Source organism: Kitasatospora sp. NPDC023385, from assembly GCF_055664045.1.
Map to the genome: position 1 here is coordinate 298,173 of NZ_JBVOOL010000001.1, position 19,878 is coordinate 318,050.

The 19,878-nt window shown below is 73.4% G+C and carries 20 protein-coding genes; 7 read left to right on the plus strand and 13 right to left on the minus strand.

Going from position 1 to position 19,878, the window contains the following annotated elements; translation table 11 throughout:
* Positions 1-3: 3 nt before the first annotated feature.
* Together AC0B61_RS01300 and AC0B61_RS01305 are read right to left on the minus strand one after the other, a co-directional pair.
* Complete coding sequence (locus AC0B61_RS01300) at positions 4-471, minus strand: hypothetical protein (RefSeq protein ID WP_471738514.1); 468 nt, start codon at positions 469-471, stop codon at positions 4-6.
* A 136-nt stretch (positions 472-607) separates the two neighbouring features.
* Positions 608-1,537, minus strand: a complete 930-nt coding sequence (locus AC0B61_RS01305) for a hypothetical protein (protein WP_471738515.1) — start codon at positions 1,535-1,537, stop codon at positions 608-610.
* A 124-nt stretch (positions 1,538-1,661) separates the two neighbouring features.
* Here AC0B61_RS01305 and AC0B61_RS01310 point away from each other — a divergent pair, with 124 nt between their 5' ends.
* A complete protein-coding gene (locus AC0B61_RS01310) occupies positions 1,662-2,033 on the plus strand; it encodes a YbjQ family protein (protein WP_224275238.1) in 372 nt (123 codons plus the stop codon).
* Positions 2,034-2,118: 85 nt separating this feature from the next.
* Complete coding sequence (locus tag AC0B61_RS01315; protein ID WP_471738516.1) at positions 2,119-3,261, plus strand: NAD(P)-binding domain-containing protein; 1,143 nt, start codon at positions 2,119-2,121, stop codon at positions 3,259-3,261.
* Between the two features lie 105 nt (positions 3,262-3,366).
* On the opposite strand, the gene paaE is transcribed toward AC0B61_RS01315, so the two are convergent.
* The 8 genes from paaE to AC0B61_RS01355 all read right to left on the minus strand — a co-directional run bounded on the left by paaE (position 3,367) and on the right by AC0B61_RS01355 (position 12,046).
* Complete coding sequence (paaE, locus tag AC0B61_RS01320) at positions 3,367-4,575, minus strand: 1,2-phenylacetyl-CoA epoxidase subunit PaaE (RefSeq protein WP_471738517.1); 1,209 nt, start codon at positions 4,573-4,575, stop codon at positions 3,367-3,369.
* Complete coding sequence (paaD, locus tag AC0B61_RS01325; protein WP_471738518.1) at positions 4,576-5,136, minus strand: 1,2-phenylacetyl-CoA epoxidase subunit PaaD; 561 nt, start codon at positions 5,134-5,136, stop codon at positions 4,576-4,578.
* A 47-nt stretch (positions 5,137-5,183) separates the two neighbouring features.
* A complete protein-coding gene (gene paaC, locus AC0B61_RS01330) occupies positions 5,184-6,098 on the minus strand; it encodes a 1,2-phenylacetyl-CoA epoxidase subunit PaaC (protein WP_471738519.1) in 915 nt (304 codons plus the stop codon).
* 13 nt (positions 6,099-6,111) lie between these two features.
* Entirely contained in the window at positions 6,112-6,405 is a 294-nt protein-coding gene (paaB, locus tag AC0B61_RS01335; protein ID WP_030234269.1) for a 1,2-phenylacetyl-CoA epoxidase subunit PaaB, read from the minus strand.
* Positions 6,402-7,427, minus strand: a complete 1,026-nt coding sequence (gene paaA / locus AC0B61_RS01340; protein WP_471738520.1) for a 1,2-phenylacetyl-CoA epoxidase subunit PaaA — start codon at positions 7,425-7,427, stop codon at positions 6,402-6,404. Before paaA ends, paaB begins: the two co-directional genes overlap by 4 nt.
* Before the next feature lie 301 nt (positions 7,428-7,728).
* Positions 7,729-8,814 carry a M20 family metallopeptidase gene (locus AC0B61_RS01345; protein ID WP_471738521.1) on the minus strand — a complete coding sequence of 362 codons (1,086 nt, stop codon included), beginning with the start codon at positions 8,812-8,814 and terminating at the stop codon, positions 7,729-7,731.
* A gap of 1,211 nt (positions 8,815-10,025) precedes the next feature.
* Complete coding sequence (locus AC0B61_RS01350; protein ID WP_471738522.1) at positions 10,026-10,685, minus strand: response regulator; 660 nt, start codon at positions 10,683-10,685, stop codon at positions 10,026-10,028.
* Positions 10,682-12,046, minus strand: a complete 1,365-nt coding sequence (locus AC0B61_RS01355) for a sensor histidine kinase (protein ID WP_471738523.1) — start codon at positions 12,044-12,046, stop codon at positions 10,682-10,684. The genes AC0B61_RS01350 and AC0B61_RS01355 overlap by 4 nt, the downstream gene beginning before the upstream one ends.
* A gap of 177 nt (positions 12,047-12,223) precedes the next feature.
* Between AC0B61_RS01355 and AC0B61_RS01360 the strand changes: the two genes are divergently transcribed.
* The 4 genes from AC0B61_RS01360 to AC0B61_RS01375 all read left to right on the plus strand — a co-directional run bounded on the left by AC0B61_RS01360 (position 12,224) and on the right by AC0B61_RS01375 (position 15,949).
* A complete protein-coding gene (locus AC0B61_RS01360; protein ID WP_471738524.1) occupies positions 12,224-13,039 on the plus strand; it encodes a class I SAM-dependent methyltransferase in 816 nt (271 codons plus the stop codon).
* Between the two features lie 159 nt (positions 13,040-13,198).
* Positions 13,199-14,212, plus strand: coding sequence for an aldo/keto reductase (locus AC0B61_RS01365; protein ID WP_471738525.1), 1,014 nt, complete (start codon positions 13,199-13,201; stop codon positions 14,210-14,212).
* Positions 14,213-14,311: 99 nt separating this feature from the next.
* Positions 14,312-14,899: a TetR/AcrR family transcriptional regulator gene (locus AC0B61_RS01370; RefSeq protein WP_471738526.1), complete on the plus strand. Its 588-nt coding sequence runs from the start codon at positions 14,312-14,314 to the stop codon at positions 14,897-14,899.
* Between the two features lie 129 nt (positions 14,900-15,028).
* Positions 15,029-15,949 (plus strand): ADP-ribosylglycohydrolase family protein, encoded by a 921-nt coding sequence (locus tag AC0B61_RS01375; protein ID WP_471738527.1) that lies wholly within the window; start codon positions 15,029-15,031, stop codon positions 15,947-15,949.
* A 33-nt stretch (positions 15,950-15,982) separates the two neighbouring features.
* Here AC0B61_RS01375 and AC0B61_RS01380 read toward each other — a convergent pair whose 3' ends face one another.
* Both AC0B61_RS01380 and AC0B61_RS01385 read right to left on the minus strand, forming a co-directional pair.
* A complete protein-coding gene (locus AC0B61_RS01380; protein WP_471738528.1) occupies positions 15,983-16,249 on the minus strand; it encodes a GlsB/YeaQ/YmgE family stress response membrane protein in 267 nt (88 codons plus the stop codon).
* 186 nt (positions 16,250-16,435) lie between these two features.
* Positions 16,436-16,702 carry a GlsB/YeaQ/YmgE family stress response membrane protein gene (locus tag AC0B61_RS01385; protein WP_471738529.1) on the minus strand — a complete coding sequence of 89 codons (267 nt, stop codon included), beginning with the start codon at positions 16,700-16,702 and terminating at the stop codon, positions 16,436-16,438.
* A gap of 186 nt (positions 16,703-16,888) precedes the next feature.
* Here AC0B61_RS01385 and AC0B61_RS01390 point away from each other — a divergent pair, with 186 nt between their 5' ends.
* Positions 16,889-18,172, plus strand: a complete 1,284-nt coding sequence (locus AC0B61_RS01390; RefSeq protein ID WP_471738530.1) for a glycosyltransferase — start codon at positions 16,889-16,891, stop codon at positions 18,170-18,172.
* A gap of 85 nt (positions 18,173-18,257) precedes the next feature.
* Here the strand turns inward: AC0B61_RS01390 and AC0B61_RS01395 are convergent, their stop codons facing one another.
* The gene (locus tag AC0B61_RS01395; protein WP_471738531.1) at positions 18,258-19,838 is read right to left on the minus strand and encodes an NCS1 family nucleobase:cation symporter-1; all 1,581 of its coding nucleotides are present in this window, start codon (positions 19,836-19,838) and stop codon (positions 18,258-18,260) included.
* Positions 19,839-19,878: the final 40 nt, after the last annotated feature.

Below are 19,878 nucleotides of genomic sequence, written 5' to 3' on the forward strand. Positions count from 1 at the left end.
CCTTCAGCGCAGCCGCTGCCGAAGTTCGTCCACGGCCGCCCGGATCCCCGCCCCGTAGGCGTCCTCGGGCAACGCGTCGAGGCTGCGCACCGCCCGCTCCAGCTGTTCGCGCGCGAGGTCGGGCTCGCCGAGCTTGAGGTGGTCCGAGGCCAGGTTCAGGTGCAGCGAGGGGTAGAAGGCGCGCACCTGGAGGGCCGACTCGTACGTCCGGGCTCGCTCGTCGGTCAGCGAGTCGGCGGCCGCCAGGGCCCGCCGGTCCCACTCCAGCTCGGCCCGCGGGTCGTCCTGCAGATCGGCCAGATAGTGCGCCAGCACGCATCGGTGGAAGACGTCCTTTTCGCCCAGTGCTTCCCAGAGCGCCTCGAAGCTGGCCCGCGCCTCGGCGGTCCGCCCGCGCTGTGCCGCCCGTACGCCGTCCAGCCCGAGCGCGATCCGGGCCAGCGCCGGATCGGACTCTTCGACGGTGGCCATGAGGCCGTCCTCCCCGCCCGGACCACCCATGGACACATCGCGCATACCAGACACATCGGACATGCCTGCAGCCTAACCGGGCCCCCCGACGCCCCGCTGCCAGAATGCGCCGACGCCCCCACGCCCCGGCGCTCGTTCAGCGCCGGTAGCCGCGCTGGGGATCCCGCTCCTCCGCGTCCTCGTACATCAGGAACCAGCCCTCCGGGTGGGTGGCCGCGAGCAGCACCTCCGTCCGCTGCTCCGTGCTCAGTTCCGGATCGCCGTCGTCCGGCCCGAAGACCCCGAACAGCTCGTCGTGGCAGCCGTCCCAGTCGTAGTCGTAGAGGTCGGCCGGAAGGTCGCCCATCATGTCCGCCACCGACTCGGGCTGCGCGCCGAGCAGCGTCCGGGCGTCCACCAGCGCCATCCGCAGCGCGATCTCCTCGGCCAGGCAGCGCGGCAGCGGCCATTCGCCGAGCGCGAGGTCGTCGGCGAGGTCGTCGAAGGCCCGGGCCATCGTGCGGCGCCAGCCCTGGTGCATCCGCCAGGTGCGCTGGGGCAGCCGGGCGAAGACCGTCCAGTCCACGTCCTCGCCGTCGACGACCGCCTCGTCGCCGTGCTCGTCGAGGTCGTCGTAGGCCGCGTCGGCGAGGCCGAGCAGTTGGGCGTGCAGGAGGCAGGCGGTGCGCGGGGTGAGGGTCCAGTCCGCGCCCGCGCCGCCCTCCTCGTCCTCGCCCTCCAGCGGGAACAGCTCGGCGAAGTCCGGGGTGAAGTCCTCGGTGACGCTGATCTCCAGCGTGCCGCCGACGGCCTCCACGCCGGGGATGGCCGCCACCAGCCGGTCCGGGTGCAGCAGGGCACCGAGCGCCGCGTTGGCGTCCTCGGTGACCTCACGCAGCAGTTCTCGGCGCTGGCCGGCCGGGTCGATGCCCTCGAAGTCCAGTTCCTCGACGGCCCTGATCGCGGCCGCGCGCAGGGCCGGCCAGTCGGTGATCCGAAGGCCCAGCACCACCGTCGCCTCGATCTCCTGCGCACCGGAGTCCTCCGCCGCGCCCGGCCCCTGTGGATGATCGCTTCGCTCGCCCATGGGGCTACGGTACGGCCTTTCGGCCGCCCGATCACCGGTCCGAGCCAGCTTCCCGAAGCCTTCTCGGCCACGACGCGGCCCTGCCTCGGTCACTCGGACGCGTGACATCGGCAGGATGAGTCCCATGGCTGACATCAATGAGTACGGCGGCGGGCAGGGCCCGAACGCCGACGTCCTGGTCGTGACCACCAACGACATCCCCGGCTTCCGGGTCGACCACGTGATCGGCGAGGTCTTCGGGCTGACCGTCCGCAGCCGCCACCTCGGCAGCCAGATCGGGGCCGGTCTGAAGTCGCTGATCGGCGGCGAGCTGCGCGGTCTGACGAAGACCCTGGTCGAGAGCCGCAACGAGGCGATGCAGCGACTGATCGAGCAGACCAAGGCGCGCGGCGGCAACGCCGTCCTGATGATGCGCTTCGACGTGACGGAGGCGGCCGACGTCGGCACCGAGGTCTGTGCCTACGGCACCGCCGCGGTGATCTCCCCCGCCGCCTGACGCGGGTAGTCCGCAGGTCCGCAGGTACGGGGGGAACGGCGGGAGCGGCAGGGAACAGTCGCCGGGCCGCCGATGTTTCACCGGCGTGACTGTTTACGGTGCAACGAACAGCGCTCCCCGGCGCGTGGACGTCGTGGTGGTGGGCGCCGGACAGGCGGGCCTGTCCGCCGCCTACCACCTGCGCCGCCGCGGTTTCGCCCCCTACCGGCCATACCGGCCTCACCGGGCGGACGCCGACGGCGGCTTCGTCGTCCTCGACGCCAACGCCACGCCCGGCGGCGCCTGGGCGCACCGCTCGCCGTCCCTGCGGATGGCCACCGTGCATGGCTTCCACGACCTCCCGGACGCCGAACTCCCGCCGCCCGATCCCGAGGCCCCCGCCCGCGAGGTGGTGCCGGGGTACTTCGCGGCGTATGAGGCCCGGCACGCGCTCCCGGTCGTACGCCCCGTCGCCGTGCACGCCGTACGCGCCGAGTCCGAGCACCCGGACTCCCGGCTGCTGGTCGAGACCGACCGCGGCACCTGGTCCACCCGCGCGCTGATCAACGCCGCCGGCACCTGGACCCGCCCGTTCATCCCGCACTACCCGGGCCACTACGCCGGCCGTCGACTGCACTACGCCGACTACCGCGGCCCCGAGGAGTTCGCGGGCAAGCGCGTCCTGGTGGTGGGCGGCGGTGCCTCGGCGATCCAGGTGCTGTCGGAGGTGGCGGCGGTCGGCGAGACCGTCTGGGTCACCCGCTCCGAACCCGTCGTCCACGACGGGCCGTTCACCCCCGAGTACGGGCGGGCGGTGGTCGCCCAGGTCGAGGAGCGGGTGCGGCAGGGCCTGCCGGTGCGCAGCGTGGTGAGCGTGACCGGGCTCGGGCCGTCCGTCGCCTACCGGCGTGCCGAGGAGTTGGGCGCGCTGCACCGTCGGCCGATGTTCGACCGCCTCACCGAGCACGGGGTCGCCTGGGGCGACGAGGAGCTGACGGTGGACGCGATCGTCTGGGCCACCGGCTTCCGGCCCGAGGTCGGCCACCTCGCCCCGCTCGGACTGCGCTCCCCCGGCGGCGGCATCGCGCTCACCGGCACCCGGGCCACCGCCGATCCGCGCGTCCACCTGGTCGGCTACGGCCCGTCCGCCAGCACGGTCGGCGCCAACCGGGCCGGTCGCGCGGCCGTCAACGACCTGGTCAAGCTCCTCGGGGATCCGGCGAAGCTGCCCGCCCCGGCCGTCGTCTGACTGCCGGGCTGCGTGGGGCGGACAGCCTGCGGCGAGCGGGCCGCGGCGCGACGGCTGCGGCGTTACGGCTGTGGCGTTACGGCGGCTGGGCGCGGCGGTCGCGGCTCAGCGGTCGTAGTCGACGGTCACCCGGTCGGTGAGGGGGCGGGCCTGGCAGGTGAGCACGTAGCCGGCGGCCAGTTCCTTCTCCTCCAGTGCGAAGTTGCGGCGCATCTCCACCTCGCCCTCCGTGACCAGCGCGCGGCAGGTGCCGCAGACCCCGCCCTTGCAGGCGAACGGCAGGTCGGGGCGGGAGCGCTGGGCGCCGTCCAGGATCGAGCGGTCGCGCGGGAGGGAGAGGGTGCTGCCGCGGCCGTCGAGGACGACGGTGACGTCGCTGTGCACGCCGCCCGCGCCGTCGGACGAGGCACCAGCCCCGTCCCAGTCGTCGTCGCGCTCCGGGAGCGGCTCGTCCTCGGCGTGGAACAGCTCCTGGTGCACGCGCTCACCCGGAACGTCCAGTTCGGCGAGCAGTTCCTTGGCCGCGGCGACCATGCCGAACGGGCCGCACAGCCACCAGTGCCCGACGCTCCCGACGTCCACCAGCGCCGCCAGCAGCGCCCGTACCCGCTCCGGGTCGAGGCGGCCGCTGAGCAGTTCGGCGTCCCTGGTCTCCCGGGAGAGCACGTGGACCAGCTGGAAGCGGGCGAGGTAGCGGTCCTTCAGGTCCGCCAGCTCGTCGGCGAACATCACGGTGTCGCTGCGCCGGTTGCCGTAGAGCAGGGTGACGGTGGAGCGGCGGTCGGCGGCCAGCACCGAACCGGCGATCGACAGCATCGGGGTGATGCCGGAACCGGCCGCGAGCAGCACGTGGTCGGCCGGGACGCCGAGTTCGGGGGTGAACAGGCCCGAGGGCGTCAGGACCTCCACCTCCTCGCCGGGCCGCGCCTCGCGCACCAACCAGCGTGAGAACAGCCCGCCGGGCACCTCCCGGACGGCGATCCGCAGCGGGCCCCCGACGGGGGCGCAGATCGAGTACGAGCGGCGCTCGTCGACCTCATCCACCACCTTGCGCAGCGTCAGGGTCTGCCCGGGGCGGAAGGCGTACTCGGCCGCCAGCTCGTCCGGCACCGCGAAGGTCACCGCCACGGCGTCCTCGCAGAGCCGCTCCACCCGGTCGATCCGCAGTCGGCGGAAGGTGGGGCGGCGGGCCGGGCGGATGCCGGTCGCCGGGGCGGCGGTCGCCGACACGTCGGCCGCCGGGATCTCGGTTGCCGAGGAGTCGGTCACCGGGGTGTCGGTCGCCGGGGTGCCGGCGGAGGAAGCGGCGAGCATTCAGATCTCCTTGACGCGTTCGAACGGCTCCCGGCAGGTGAGGCAGCGCCAGAGCGCCTTGCAGGCGGTGGAACCGAAGCGGGACAGCTCCTCCGTCTCCGCGCCGCCGCAGAGCGGACAGGGCACGGGGGCGGCTGCTCCGGTACGCGGCACGGCCCCGGCACGGATAACAGCTCCGGCACGGGTCGGGCCGAGGGTGAGCGAAACCGGCTCGGTCGGCCCGACGGCGGAGGTCGGGCGCGGCGGCGCGATGCCCGCCTCGGCCAGCTTGCGGCGGCCTTCCGCGGTGATCAGGTCGGTGGACCACGGCGGGTCCAGCCGCAGGCGCACCCGGACGTCCCGATGCCCGGCCGCGCGCAGTCGGCGGTCCACGTCGGCGGCCATCTCGGCGACGGCGGGGCAGCCCGAGTAGGTCGGGGTCAGCCAGGCGGTGACCGCGCCGCTGCCGCCGTCCACCTCGACCCCGGCCAGAACGCCCAGGTCGGCCAGGGTGAGCATGGGCAGCTCCGGGTCCGGGACGGCCGCGGCGACCGCCCAGGCCAGGTCGCGGTCCGTAGCCACAGCGGTGTCCGCCGTCGTGTCCGCAGGGTGCGTCGCCGCGTCGCTCGTCACCACGTCGCCCCCGGGTGGGCGCGGGCCACCACCTGCAGTTCGGCGAGCAGCGGGCCCAGGGCCTCGGTGTGCACGCCGTCCCGGCCGGCCCTGCCGAGGACGGTGGCCAACGGCGGCACCTCCGGCACGGTCAGCCCGGCCTCGGCGAGGACGGCGGCGAGCGCGCGCAGCACCGGCTCGCGCAGGCTCGCCGGGTCGACGCCCACCCGCAGTTCCACCGGGTGCGCCGTGAACAGTTCCTCCAGCAGCGGCCAGACGGCGTCCAGCCCGGCCTGCATCCGCTCGGCGGAGTACGGCGTGCCGTCCCCGAGGCGCAGCGTCCAGGCGGTGGCGTACTCGCGGTGGTACGCCAGTTCCTTGACGCCCCGGGCGGCGACCGCCGCCAGCACCGGGTCGGGGTGGGTGCTCAGCGCCTCGTAGAGGGCGCCGCGCGCGGTGGCGAACAGCAGCAGCCGGGCGATCGTGTGGGCGAAGTCGCCGTTCGGCGTCTCCACCAGCCGGACGTTGCGGAACTCGTGGTCCTCGCGCCAGTACGCCAGGTCGTCCTCGGTGCGACCGGAGCCGTCGGCCTGGCCGGCCCGGGTGAGCAGCAGTCGGGACTGGCCGAGCAGGTCGAGGCCGAGGTTCGCGAGCGCGACCTCCTCCTCCAGCTCGGGCGCCCGGGTGCACCACTCGATCAGCCGCTGGGAGAGGACCAGCGCGTCGTCGCCCAGCATCAGGCAGTAGGCGGCGAGGTCGGCGCCGTCCAGACCGGCGGGCAGGGTGGTGTCCACGCCAAGCAGCGGGTCGGCGAAGCCCGTCCCGTACGCCCAGCGGCCCTCTCCCTCGGGGCCGGGGGTGGCCTCGGCGAGGCTCAGGTAGACGTGGTCGTCCTGGTCGGCGCCTGCGGCGGTGGCGGTGCGGTCCTGCATGGCGGTTCCCCCGTCAGATGTGCGGGACATCCTCGGGGATGTCGTAGAAGGTCGGGTGGCGGTAGACCTTGTCGCCGCTGGGCTCGAAGAACGGGTCGCGCTCGTCCGGAGTGGAGGCGGTGATCGCGTCCGAGCGGACCACCCAGAGGCTGACGCCCTCGTTACGGCGGGTGTACAGGTCTCGGGCGGCGAGCAGCGCCATCCGGTCGTCGGAGGCGTGCAGCGAGCCGACGTGGACGTGGTTCAGCCCGCGCCGGGGGCGCACGAACACCTCGTAGAGCGGCCAGCCGGCCTTGGACTCGGTCACTTTCCGTTCTCCTGTTCGGTGACGGGCTCGGCGTGCTGGGCGTGCTGGGCGGCAGCCGCGGTGACCTGCTCGGCGGCGCGCTTGGCCGCGTACGCGACGGCCGCCTCGCGCACCCAGGCGCCGTCCTCGTGGGCGGCGCGACGGCGTTCGACCCGCTGGGCGTTGCAGGGGCCCTGGCCACGGATGACCCGGTTCAGCTCGGACCAGTCCGGCTCGCCGAAGTCCCAGCCGCCGCGCTCCTCGTTCCAGCGCAGCTCGGGATCGGGGAGCGTGACGCCCAGGTGCTCGGCCTGCGGGACGGACATGTCGACGAACCGCTGCCGCAGCTCGTCGTTGCTGTGCCGCTTGATCCGCCAGGCCATCGAGCGGGCGGAGTTCGGCGAGTCGGCGTCCGACGGGCCGAACATCATCAGCGACGGCCACCACCAGCGGTCCACGGCGTCCTGGACCATCCGGCGCTGGGCTTCGGTGCCGCGCATCAGCGTCATCAGGAGCTCGTAGCCCTGGCGCTGGTGGAACGACTCCTCCTTGCAGATCCGCACCATCGCGCGGGCGTACGGGCCGTAGCTGCAGCGGCAGAGCGGGACCTGGTTGCAGATCGCCGCACCGTCCACCAGCCAGCCGATCACACCGACGTCGGCGAAGGTGAGGGTCGGGTAGTTGAAGATCGAGGAGTACTTCTGGCGGCCGGAGATCAGCTTCTCGGTGAGCTCTGCGCGGTCGACGCCGAGGGTCTCGGCCGCGGCGTAGAGGTAGAGGCCGTGGCCCGCCTCGTCCTGGGCCTTGGCGAGCAGGATCGCCTTGCGGCGCAGGGACGGGGCCCGGGTGAGCCAGTTGCCCTCGGGCTGCATGCCGATGATCTCGGAGTGGGCGTGCTGGGCGATCTGGCGGATCAGGGTGGCCCGGTAGGCATCGGGCATCCAGTCCCTGGGTTCGATCCGCTGCTCGGCGGTGACGACCGCCTCGAACCGGTCCTCCGGCGTCTGGGCGGGGAGCGCCTCGGCCACCTCTGCTGTCACCACGGTCCCCTCTCGTGTCCTGCTACGTCCTGCCGTGCCGGTCCGCTCGGGCGCAGCTCGCGTCGCCCGGGAGCCCTGGGGCTCCGGAGCCCCAGAATTTCAACCGACTGACCGTTCGGTCGGTACTATTCTGCGCGGCGGGGCGGAGGGATGGCAAGGCGCGGAGACGAGTAACAGGTAACAGCTGACAGATTTCGAAATCTGTCAGCTGTTACCTGTTGTCCGTTGGCTGTTATCCGTTGGCTGTCAGCTGTCACCAGTCAGCTGTTCGCTGTTCCGCCGTCGACGGCAGCCCACCGCCCGCTCATCCCTCCGTACGGTCGCGCAGTCGCGGCAGGGGGACGGCGAGCAACGCCGCCAGCAGGGCGATCCGGGGGGCGAGCTGGTCCAGCCGGATGTACTCGTGCCGGGCGTGGGCCCCGGCGCCCACCGCGCCGAACCCGTCCAGGGTCGGGAGCCCGCGCGAGCCCGGCAGGTTGGTGTCCCCCGCCCCGCCGGCCGGGGCGCCGTCCAACTGCTGCCCGAGCACAGCGGCGAGCGAACGTACGTGTCGCAGCAACGGGTTGCCGGTCCGCTCGGGCCAGGCCGGACGGCTGGACAGCACCTCCGTCCGCACCCGGGCACCCGGACGCAGGGCGGTGAGCCGGGCGAGGTTGTCGAGCGTACGGCGCTGCGCCTCGCCGGTGGCGAACCGCAGGCCGAGCTCGGCCTCGGCCCGGCCCGCGACCACGTTGGCTCGCGAACCACCGCTGATCCGACCGGCGTTGAGCTCGGTACCGGGCTGGCCCGCGAGGCCGCGGACGACCACCAGCTGGTCCACCAGCTCGTCGACCGCCGACACCCCGTCGTGGGCGTCGTTGCCCGCGTGCGCCTCGCGGCCGGTCACCGTGAGCCGCACCCGGGTGCTGCCACGCCTCGCGGTCTTCAACCGACCGTCGGGGTGCGGCGGTTCCAGCCCCAACACCGCTGCTGCGCCACGAAGTTGGCGCTCGACCAGGCGCCGCCCGTCCGGACTGCCGACCTCCTCGTCGGACACCACGACCAGCCGCACCGTCCGGTGCGGCCGTTCGCCCAGATCGGCGAGCAGCGCCAACGCGCCTTCCAGGATGGCGAGTCCGCCCTTCATGTCGACCACGCCGGGGCCGGTGAGCCGACCGTCCTGCTCGGTGACCGGCCAGTCCGCCAGGGTGCCGGCCGGCCAGACGGTGTCATGGTGGCCGACGATCAGCAGGTGCGGCAGGGATTCGTCCCGCCCCTCCCACTCCAGGACGAGGTGGTCGCCCGCCGGACCGGGTTCGCGGCGGGCGGTGGCGCCAGTGGCACGGAAACCCGCGGCCAACTCCTCGGCCAGTGCGTCGAGTCGGGGGGCGTCCCCACTCGGCGACTCCATCCGGGCCAGGTCGACGCAGCGGCGCCGGACGGCACCGGCGAGGGTACGGGCGCGGGCGCTGAGCGCCTGCGGTAGACCGGGCAGCGCCGCGGTGACCGGAGCGTTCGCGGCGGCAGGGGCGGCGGGGTCCGCAGGGGCGGCCGGTGTGGCCGGTGTGGCGGGTGCGGCAGGGGCGGCGGCCGGGGCCGTGGTGGCGGCGACCGTGGCTGTCGCTGCGGCGGTTGCGCGGGGCGTAACGGTTCCGGCAGTCGCTGCAGTTACGGCAATTCCGGCAGCTACGACAGTCGCAGCGGTCACGGCAGTTGCAGTGGTTACGGCAGTTGCAGTGGTCACGGCGGGGACTTCGCCGTCAGCGGCGGCCGGGAGGGCGACCTGGGCTCGGTCGGGTTCCGCGGCGGCTCCCGGTGCGGCGGGCGACCCGACGATCTGGGGACTCAACGTTCGCCTCCGCGGCCGCCGCCGGTATTCAGCGGCCGTACCGGCCGACCGCTCCAGCCCGGGTACCAAGCCCGACCGGACCGCCGCGATCGGCCGGGATGATCGGCGGCCCGCCGGAGCGGCCCGTCTGGCCCAAGTGCGGTGCAACGGCTGGGCGGCGTGCTTGGCATTGCGTCCTCCTCGCTCGATCCGGTGGCCCCGGTCCGCCCGGAGCCCCGTGGACGGCGGCCTCCTGGCGGCGGGCACAGTGGCCGGCCCGCCGCAGGGAAGCCGAGATGTGAGCCTAGAAGAACCGTTCGGTTTCCTGCGAGGTGGCCCTGCTCCCAGCGTGCCGGTTCCGGGCCCGACCTCGGACACCCGTCGGAGAAATCGCGGCGGGCGCACGGCACGCGGGCCTGGTTCGGCGCGCGGGCGCGGTCGCCGGATCGCGCCCATCTCCACCATGGACCCGCCGCCCGAGTTCGGCAGCGCAAACCGCCAAGGCACGGCATTTCCACGCCGGATGGGTGACAACGGCTCAGCGCCCGGTACGAATCGGGAGCACGCGACGGCTCAGGGAAGCCTGTCCTCCGCCCGGCCTGACCCCACGGGAACGTCCGAGGAACGACCGCATGAACACCGGCTGGTGCGATGCCCCGCCGAGCCCGGTGCCCCCGCCGTATATCGTCCCGCGTTACCCAGCATTGACCTGCATCGCGCTGCATTGCCCTGTGTTGCCCTGCATTGCCGCGGGAGGCTCCGCCGCCGCTGGAAGGTGGACGGGCCCGCCGCCCTCACGCACCGTCCCCCACCAGCCCCGCATCGCGCGCCAGCAGCGCGGCTTGGACCCGGTTTCCGACGCCGAGCCCGGTCAGGATCCGGCTGACGTGCGCCTTGACCGTGCTCTCGCGCATCCCCAGGACGCCCGCGATCTCGGCATTGGAGAGCCCGCCGGAGAGTTCGAGCAGCACGTCGGTCTCGCGCGGGGTGAGTCCGGCGACCCGGCTGCGGGCGGCGACCGACCTGGGGGCTCCGACGCGGTGGTAGCGGTCGATCAGGCGCCGTGCGGCCGCCGGGTGCAGCATCCCCTGGCCGCCCGCGACGACGTGCACGGCCCGCGCGATCTCGGAGGGCGGGGTGTCCTTGAGCAGGAAGCCGTCGGCCCCTGCGGCGAGCGCTTGGTACACGTACTCGTCCAGGTCGAAGGTGGTGAGCGCGATGACCCGCGGGCCGTCGGGCAGTTCGCGAAGTCGCCGGGTGGCGGCGATGCCGTCGAGCCGGGGCATCCGGATGTCCATCAGGGCGACGTCGATCCGTCGGCACCCGGCCAGCTCGACGGCCTGCAGTCCGTCGGCGGCCTCGGCGACCACGGTGAGCGCCGGGTCCTGGCTGAGGAGGTCGACCAGGCCGAGGCGGACCAGTGCGTCGTCGTCGACCACCATCGTTCGGATCATGCGATGTCCTTCGGATGCTGCGTCGGTTGTTTCGGCTGGTTCGGTCGGCCCCACTGGTTCGGTCCGCCCCGCTGCTTCGGCGGCCCCGGCTGGTTCGCCATCGGGGGCGGTCCGCCGGTACGGCCGGGCACCGGCTCGGGCGTCGGCTCGGGCACCGTCCGCTGCGGCGGCCGGTCCGCCGCGGGCAACCGGGCGGAGAGCCGGAAGCCGCCGCGGCCGTCCGGGCCCGCGTCGAGGTGCCCGCCGAGCGCGCCGACCCGCTCGCTCAACCCCACCAGGCCGTACCCGCCCCCGGTGCCCGGCGCGTCCGACGGCGCCTCGCCCGGGCCGTTGCACACCTCGACAGTGGTCGCCGGTGGCCCATAGCCGACCCGGACGGTGACGGACGCGGCGGGCGCGTACTTGCGGGCGTTGGTCAGCGCCTCCTGGACCAGGCGGTGGACGGCCAGCCGGTGAGTGGTCGGGACGGTCTCCGGGTCTCCGGACAGGGCAAGTTCGACCTGCTGCCCGGCCTGCGCGACCTCGCCGACGAGTTCGGCGAGATCGCGCAGAGCGGGCGCCGGGACTTGCGCGTCCCCGCTGGGCACCAGGGACTCCTCCCTCACGGGGGGCTGCACCGGCGGGTCGGCGCGCAGCGCGCCCAGGACGTCGCGCAGGTCGTCGAGCGAGCTGGCGGCGGTGGTGCGCAGCAGTTCGAGGCGGTGGGTGAGCCGGTCCTCGTCGTCGGTGACGGTGCCGGCCCGGGCCTGGTCACGCAGCACCCCGGCATGCAGCACCAGCAGGCTGAGGCGGTGGGCCAGCACGTCGTGCATCTCCCGTGCGATCCGGGCGCGTTCCGCGGCCCGGGCCTGTTCGGCGCGCAACTCGCGCTCGCGGCGCAGCACGTCGACCTGGTCGTGCAGGGTACGGATCAGCACCCGTCTGCCGTGCAGCCACAGGCCGAAGGACAGGGTGGCGGCCTGAACGAGGAGTTGGGATCCAGTGGTGCCGGCCCACCCGACCAGCGACTCCGCACCGGCCGCGCCGACCACCGCGATGACCACGCCGCCGACCACCGCCGGGCCGGTCCGGCCGAGGTGGGCGAGGTGGAAGACGCTGAACAGGCCGGGGAAGGCGCGGTTGAACAGCCCGCTGGTGAGCACCGGCAGCACGGCGGAGGCGACGGGGTGGCGACGCGCGAACAGCAGCGAGAGCGAGGCGAGCGCGGCCACCACCGTTCGCGGCACGCGCAGCGGACCGTCGGAGTGGAGCCACTGGGCCAGGACCTCCTCGGCGGTGAGGGCGAGCACGCCGAGCAGCAGCAAGGTGTCGGTCCAGGGCCGGTGTTCCGGGCCGTACCAGCCGAGCGGCATCCTGCGCATCGGGCTCCTCCTCCCCTCCTCGCACCCGTTCCCTCAGGGCCGTCGGACTCGATGCTAGGGGTGGTCGGTTCCGGAGCGCCCCTGTCTTCCGGGTAACCGCACCCTCGACTTTCGTCGGGGGCCGGCGCCGCTGACCGGCCGATTCGCGGCGCTCCCGCCCTGCCTAGCGTCGATGGCATGACCACCGAACAGCTCCGCCACGCGCCCGACTCCCTTTCGTCCCAGTGCAGTTCATCCGGCGCCGGCGCAGATCTTCTGCTGTTCCTCGCCGAGGCTATGCGGACCTTCCATGACACCGGGGCGCTGGCGCCGAGCAGCACCGGCCTGGTGAACGCCCTGGCGGTGCCGGTCATCAGCCGCCCGGCCCGGCCGATCTCCGTCCTGGAGGTCGGCGCCGGCACGGGTGCGGTGACCCGCCGCCTCGTCCGGGTGCTTCGCCCGGGCGACCGGCTACACGTCGTCGAGGCGAACCCGCGGTTCGCCGACCGGCTCAGGGAGGACCCGGTGCTGGCCGCACGCCACCCGGGCGTCGAACTGCGACTGTCGGCCTGCCGGGTCGAGGAGCTGCCACGGCAGCACCCCGCGGCGCCGGCGGGGGCCGGGCCGGAGGAGACCGGACCGGAGGAGGGCAGGACGACGGGCCCCGGCGAGCGGTACGACGTGATCGTGTCCGGGCTGCCGTTCACCAACTTCGCGCCCGGCCAGGTCCGCGACATCCTCGACCTCTACCTGCGGCTGCTGGTGCCCGGCGGCGAACTCACGTACTTCGGGTACCTCGGCACCACGACGGCGCGAACGCTGGCCTCGGGGCCCCGGCGGGGCGCCCGCCACCGGGCGGTGGTGCGGCTGCTGCGGCAGTTCGAGTCGGCGTACGGGCTGGGCACGCGCACGGTCTGGCGCAATCTGCCGCCCGCCCGCGCCCACCTCCTTCGCGCTCCGGGCGGGCGCGAGGACTGGGCTCCTGGCGATCGGACACCGCCCGCGGGTGTCTAACAGATGACAATCGACAGATTTCAACTTTCAGATAACAGACGACAGCGAACAGATTTTGAATTCTGTTCGCTGTCGTGCCATAGTGACACCCGGGCCACCCTGCCCGCGCCCCGCCGTCACCGCCCGGCGCCGCGCCCGCCCCCGGACCCTGGAGTGCCCATGTCCTCGACCACCCGCCCCGCCCAGCGCCGCCTCGGTGCCGCCGGGCCCGTCACCTCTGCCCTCGGCCTCGGCTGCATGGGCATGTCCGACATGTACGGCCCCGCCGACGAGGCCGAGAGCATCGCCACCATCCACGCAGCCCTCGACGCCGGAATCACCCTGCTCGACACCGGCGACTTCTACGGCATGGGCCACAACGAGCTGCTCATCCACGAGGCACTGCGCGGCCGCGACCGCGAGAACGTGCAGATCAGCGTCAAGTTCGGCGCCCAGCGGAGCCCGGACGGCCAGTGGGTCGGCTACGACACGAGCCCCGCCGCCACCAAGACCGCGCTGAGCTACACCCTGCGGCGCCTGCGCACCGACCACGTCGACGTCTACCGTCCGGCCCGTCTCGACCCGAAGATCCCGATCGAGGAGACCATCGGCGCCATCGCCGACCTGGTGAAGGCCGGCTACGTCCGCCACATCGGCCTCTCCGAGGTCGGCGCCGACACCCTGCGCCGCGCCGCCGCCGTCCACCCGATCAGCGACCTGCAGATCGAGTACTCGCTGCTCACCCGCTCCATCGAGGCCGCCATCCTGCCCGCGGCCCGCGAGCTCGGCATCGGCATCACCGCGTACGGCGTGCTGTCGCGCGGCCTGCTCAGCGGCCACTGGAACCAGAAGCGCGCCCTCACCGGCACCGACTTCCGCACCCGCAGTCCGCGCTTCCAGGGCGAGAACCTGGCGCACAACCTCGCGCTGGTCGAGGCACTGCGCGGGATCGCCGCCGCGAAGGGGGCGAGCGTCGCGCAGGTGGCCATCGCCTGGGTCGCCTCGCGCGGTCAGGACGTCGTCCCGCTGGTCGGCGCCCGCCGCCGGGAGCGCCTGACCGAGGCGCTCGGCGCGCTGGACGTCACGCTGTCCGAGGCCGAGCTCGCCGCCATCGAGGCGGCCGTCCCCGCCGGCTCCGCCGCAGGTGACCGGTACGCTGCGGCGCAGATGGCCCACCTGGACAGCGAGCACTGACCGGTCCGGCCCACCGTCCCACCAGTCCCGCCGGCCGGCCCCGACCGGCCCGGACCGCAGCACCACCCGACCGCACGACCCTAAGGACGGACCCTCCCCGTGACCACGGACACCACACTCACCGCCGAGCAGATCCTGATCGCGGCGGAGGACGTCCTCCGGCGGTTCGGCCCGGCCAAGGCCACCGTCGTGGACGTCGCCCGCATCCTCGGCGTCAGCCACAGCAGCGTCTACCGCCACTTCCCGAGCAAGGCCGCGCTGCGCGAGGCGGTCACCCAGCGCTGGCTCGACCAGGCCCACCACGAGCTCTCGGCCATCTCCATCGAGGGCGGTTCCGCCGCCGAGCGGCTGCACCGCTGGCTGACGACGCTGTTCGCGGCCAAGCGGAAGAAGGCGCTCAAGGACCCGGAGCTGTTCGCGACCTACATGGTGCTGGTCGAGGAGACCAGCGGCACCGTCGACGCGCACATCGACACCCTGGTCAAGCAGATCTCGCAGATCGTCCAGGACGGCATGGACAGCAAGGAGTTCAAGCTGGCCCACATCCTGAACACCGCCCGCGCCGTCTTCGACGCCACCGCCCCGTTCCACGATCCGGCCTACGCGTCCACCTGGTCCGCCCCGGGCGTCGACGACCGCTTCGAGGCGGTCTGGAAGCTCGTCCTCGGCGGCCTGAAGGCGAAGTGACGCTCCGCCAGTTTCTCTGAGGTGCCATCGTCGGCGGGCGGGGCTTCGACACCCCGAGGATATCCGGTGGTTGGCGCCCCGCCCGTCCGGCAGACTGCCGCACACAGTTGATCTCGTCTGGAGGATGACATGCGTGCGGCAGGCCCGGTGCTGGACAGTCTGCAGGGGCTCGCCCTCGGCGACGCCTTCGGCGACCGCTGGTTCTCCGTCCCGGTGGACGAGGCGCCCAGCGCCCTCGCCGCACGCCTCGTCCGCCGCGCGCCCTGGCACTGGACCGACGACACCGCGATGGCCCTCGTGCTGGTGCGCCATCTGATCGCCCGGGGCGAGGTCGGACAGGACGCGCTGGCCCAGGAGTTCGCCGCCGAGTACGCACGCGAGTACGGACGAAAGTACGGCCCTTCGATGCACCGGGTGCTGCGCGGGATCGGAGCCGGCGGCCACTGGCGCGCCATCACCGCCGGCCAGTTCGAGGGCCAGGGCTCGTACGGGAACGGCGCCGCGATGCGGGTCGCCCCGATGGGCGCGTGGTTCGCCGACGACCTGGACGAAGTGGCCCGGCAAGCCGAACTGCAGGCGCTCACCACGCACTTCCACCCGGAGGCGGTCACCGGCGCGGTGGCGGTCGCCCTCGCGGCCGCGTTCGCGGTCCGGAGCCGTGGCCGAACCGCTCCCGGCCGGGCGGAGTTGCTGGCCGAGATCGCCGGCCGGCTGCCGGTGAGCGACGTGCGCTCCGGCCTGCGGATCGCCGCCCGGCTGCCCGAGCACACCAGCGTCCGACACGCCGCCACGGTACTCGGCTCCGGTGCCCTGATCTCCGCCCCGGACACCGTCCCGTTCGCCCTCTGGTCCGCCGCCGGGCACCTGGACTCGCTGCCCGACGCCCTCTGGCACACCCTGGAGGGCTGGGGCGACACGGACACCACGTGCGCCATCGCCGCCGGGGTGGTGGCCGCCCGCACCGGGCTCGCCGACGTCCCGGACGGCTGGTTGCACGCCCGCGAGGAGTTGCCGGGCTGGGTGGCGGAGGCGTCGGCCGGCGCGGCCTGACGGCCGGATGACAGCCGCGGTCTGCGCCTCCGGTCAGCGCCGGAGGATGCGGACGAGCACCCCGTAGCTGAACAGCAGCACCACCGCGCCGCCGATCGCCGAGACCCAGGTGGTGATGTCGAGGAAGCTCACCTTCACCGACCGGTGCATCCAGTGCGTGACGATCCAGGTGCCCACGTAGGAGCCGGTGATTCCGATCAGGGTGCTTCCGATCAGACCTCGTTCGCGTTTCCCTGGCAGCACCATCCGGGCCATGGTCCCCGAAACCAGGCCAAGGACGATCCACGCCATCCAGCTCATCAGTCGCCCCTCGCGTCATCGGCGTGACGGCCCCGCCGAGACACCGGGCCCGGTCCGAAGGACGCCGGAGGGCGCGGCTTGGTTTCCGGGGTGCGGGACGACCGGCCGGAACCGGCCACCCGGCCGGACACCCGACAGCCCCGGGAAGCCGGTCCCGTCAGCTCAGGTTCCCGTCGAAACCGCCCATCAGCGGCGGGAGTTGCCGAACAGCAGCCGGTAGACGACCAGCAGTGCCAGGGCGCCGCCGATCGCCGACACCCAGGTCGCCCCGTCGAAGAAGTGGGCAGTGATCGACCGGTGCAGGAAGTGCGACGCGACCCAGCCGCCGACGAAGGACCCGGCGATGCCGATCAGGGTGGTCACGATCAGGCCGCCCGGGTCCTTGCCCGGCAGCAGCAGCTTGGCCAGCGCACCCGCCAGCAGCCCCAGCACGATCCACGCGATGATGCTCATCCGTCGTCCCTCCCGTCTGGCGCGACGGCCCCGTCCGTCCGCTCTGCTCCGGAGGACGCCACCGCTCGTCGCCCGGTTCCGCCCGCCGCAGGGCGCGGCGTCGGAGCCGGCCACCGCCCGCTCCTCACGGCGCCGGCCGCGCGTGGCTTCCTTCCCGCAGGGCGTCCGCGCCGGGATACTGCGCCCATGCGCATCCTGGTCGCCACCGCCGGATCCCGGGGGGACGTCGCCCCCTTCACCGGGCTCGGGGTCCACCTCCGTGCGGCCGGCCATCAGGTGGCCGTCGCCACCCACGCCTCTTTCGCGGAGTCCGTCCGGGCTGCCGGGCTGGAGTTCCGGCCGCTGCCGCTCGATCCGCGCGCCGAACTCGCCTCCGAGCATGGGCGGCGGCTGCTGCGGGCCGGCAGCGGGGCTGGGGAGATCCTTCAACTCCTGCGTCTCGGAAGGAGGTTCATGCCGGCACTCGGCGACGGCATCGTCGAGGCCGTCGCCCTCGGCACCGACCTCCTGCTGACCACCAGCACCACCAGCGCGCTCGGCCAGGTCGCCGCCGAGGCGGCCGGCGTCCCCACCATCGGACTGTTCCTCCAACCCATGGCACCCACCCGGGAGTTCGCCCCCGCCGTCACCGGCACCCGATCACTGTCCCGGCCCGGCAACCTGCTCGCCGGGCACGCCGTCCGGGCCGTGACCGACCAGCTGTTCGCGCCCGCCGTCCGCGGTCTGCGCCGCCGGCTCGGCCTACCGCCGCAGGGCATCGCCCGAGCCCGCCGCCGCCACCCCGTCCTGCACGGCTTCTCGCCGACGGTCGTCCCCCGCCCCGCCGACTGGCACCCCCGCCTGGACGTGGCGGGCTACTGGTGGCCGCCCGCACAGCCGGACTGGCAGCCGCCGGCCCGGTTGCTCGACTTCCTCGCCGCCGGGCCGCCGCCGGTCTTCGTCGGCTTCGGCAGCCTCGTGGTGCCCGATCCCGAACGACTCACCGCCACCGTGCTAGCTGCCGCCCGCACCGCCGGAGTGCGCCTCCTGCTGCAGTCGGGGTGGAGCGGGCTGGCCGCCGAGGAGTCGGACACCGTCCTGACCATCGGCGACACCCCGCACGACTGGCTGTTTCCCCGCACGGCCGTCGTCGTCCACCACGCGGGCGCCGGAACGACGGCCGCCACCCTCCGCTCCGGAACGCCCACCGTCCCCGTCCCCGCCCAACTGGACGCCCCCTTCTGGTCGGCCCGGCTGGCCGCCCTCGGCGTCTCCCCCGGCCCCGTCCCCCTCCGGGCTCTCACCTCCGCGCGTCTCGCCACCGCGATCCGCAGCGCCCTCGACACCCCTCACCACCGCACCCGCGCGCAGTCCATCGCCGCCACCCTCGCCACCGAGGACGGCACCGCCAAGGTCCTCACCGCTGTGGACCGCGTCACAGCGATGGCGGCTGGTGACGGGGGCAACAGTCAGCAAACGGATATCAGGTAACAGATGACAGCTGACAGATTTCGAACTCTGTCAGCTGTCATCTGTTAGCTGTCGGTTGTTACCTGTCGGCTGTCACTTGTCCCGGTCACCCGCCCGCCGTCACCCCTCCGCCGCGCGCCGCCTTCCGTCCGCCCAGACCCCCGAAGAGACCGGCAAGGAGGACGTACACCACCGACGCCGCCGCGAGGCCGACCGCCCAGCCGTAGTCGGCCAGGGGTTTGAGGAAGGGGATGAGGCCGTCCGCCGGGAAGGGGCCCTGTTTCGCGCCGTGGGCGTCGACGGTGGAGTAGGAGCCGCCGACCGCCAGCAGGCCGCCGACCAGCAGTGCCGTGACGGCCCGCCAGTTCCAGCCCCCGGTGTACCAGTACGCCCCGCCCGGGCGGTAGAGCTCGGCGAGTTGGAGGCGGGTGCCGCGCAGCAGCCAGTAGTCGGCGATCAGGACTCCGGCGACGGTGCCGAGAAGTCCGCCGACGACGCCCAGCCAGGTGTAGATGTAGACGTGCGGGTCGGCGATCAGCCGCCACGGGAAGATGGCGATGCCGACCACGCCCGTGATCAGCGCTCCGGTGCGGAAGTTGACGAACCGGGGCAGCAGGTTGGCGAGGTCGTAGGCGGGCGAGACGACGTTGGCGGCGATGTTCACCGACAGCGTCGCGACCAGGACGGTCAGCAGCGCGAACAGGATGCCGGCGGGGTTCTCCATCTTGGCGGCGAGCTGGATCGGATCCCACACCGGTTCGCCGTACACGGCCTGGGAGCCCGAGGTGACCAGCACGGACAGGAACGCGAAGAGCGTCATCGTCGTCGGCAGGCCGAGCGCCTGGCCCCGGATCTGGGCCCGCTGGCTGCCACCGAAGCGGGTGAAGTCCGGGATGTTGAGCGACAGCGTGGACCAGAACCCGATCATGCCCATCAGCGACGGGAAGAAGACCTTCCAGAACCCGCTGCCCCACCCCAGCGTGGACGGCTGGTCGAGCAGCGGGCCGAACCCGCCCGCCTTGACGGTGATCCAGGCCAGCAGCGCGAGCGCGCCGACGATGACGAACGGCGCCGCCCAGTTCTCGAAGCGCCGCAGCGCCTCCATTCCCCGGGCGATGATGGCCATTTCCAGCAGCCAGAACAGCAGGAACGACAGCCACTGCGTCCACGGATAGCCGCCCAACTCCCCGGCTGTGCGCCAGGACTGGCCGAGCAGCTTGCCCGCCAGCAGGAAGATCCCCTCGCCGCCGATCCAGGTCTGGATCCCGAACCAGGCGCAGGCCACCGCCGCCCGGAGCAGGGCGGGCAGGTTGGCACCGCGCAGGCCGAAGGAGGCCCGGGCGAACACCGGGAAGGGGATGCCGTACTTGGTGCCGGCGTGCCCGGTGAGCAGCATCGGCGCCAGCACGATCAGGTTGGCGAGCGCGATGGTCAGTACCGCCTGCTTCCAGTCCATCCCGATCGCCACCAGGCCCGAAGCCAGTGTCCAGGACGGGATGTTGTGGGCCATGCCGACCCAGAGCGCGAGGAAGTTGTACGTGGTCCAGGTGCGCCGTGCCACCGGGACCGGTCGCAGATCGTCGCTGGTGAAACCGTTGGGAGGCAACTCCCCGGCGGTCGAGTCGAGTTCGACTCGGCCGTCGGGGTGCTGCCGCTGTCTGCCGCCGCCGGTCGCGGTGTCGGGCACGGGCAACTCCCGTCTGCTGCAACTGAGATCACAGGGGGCA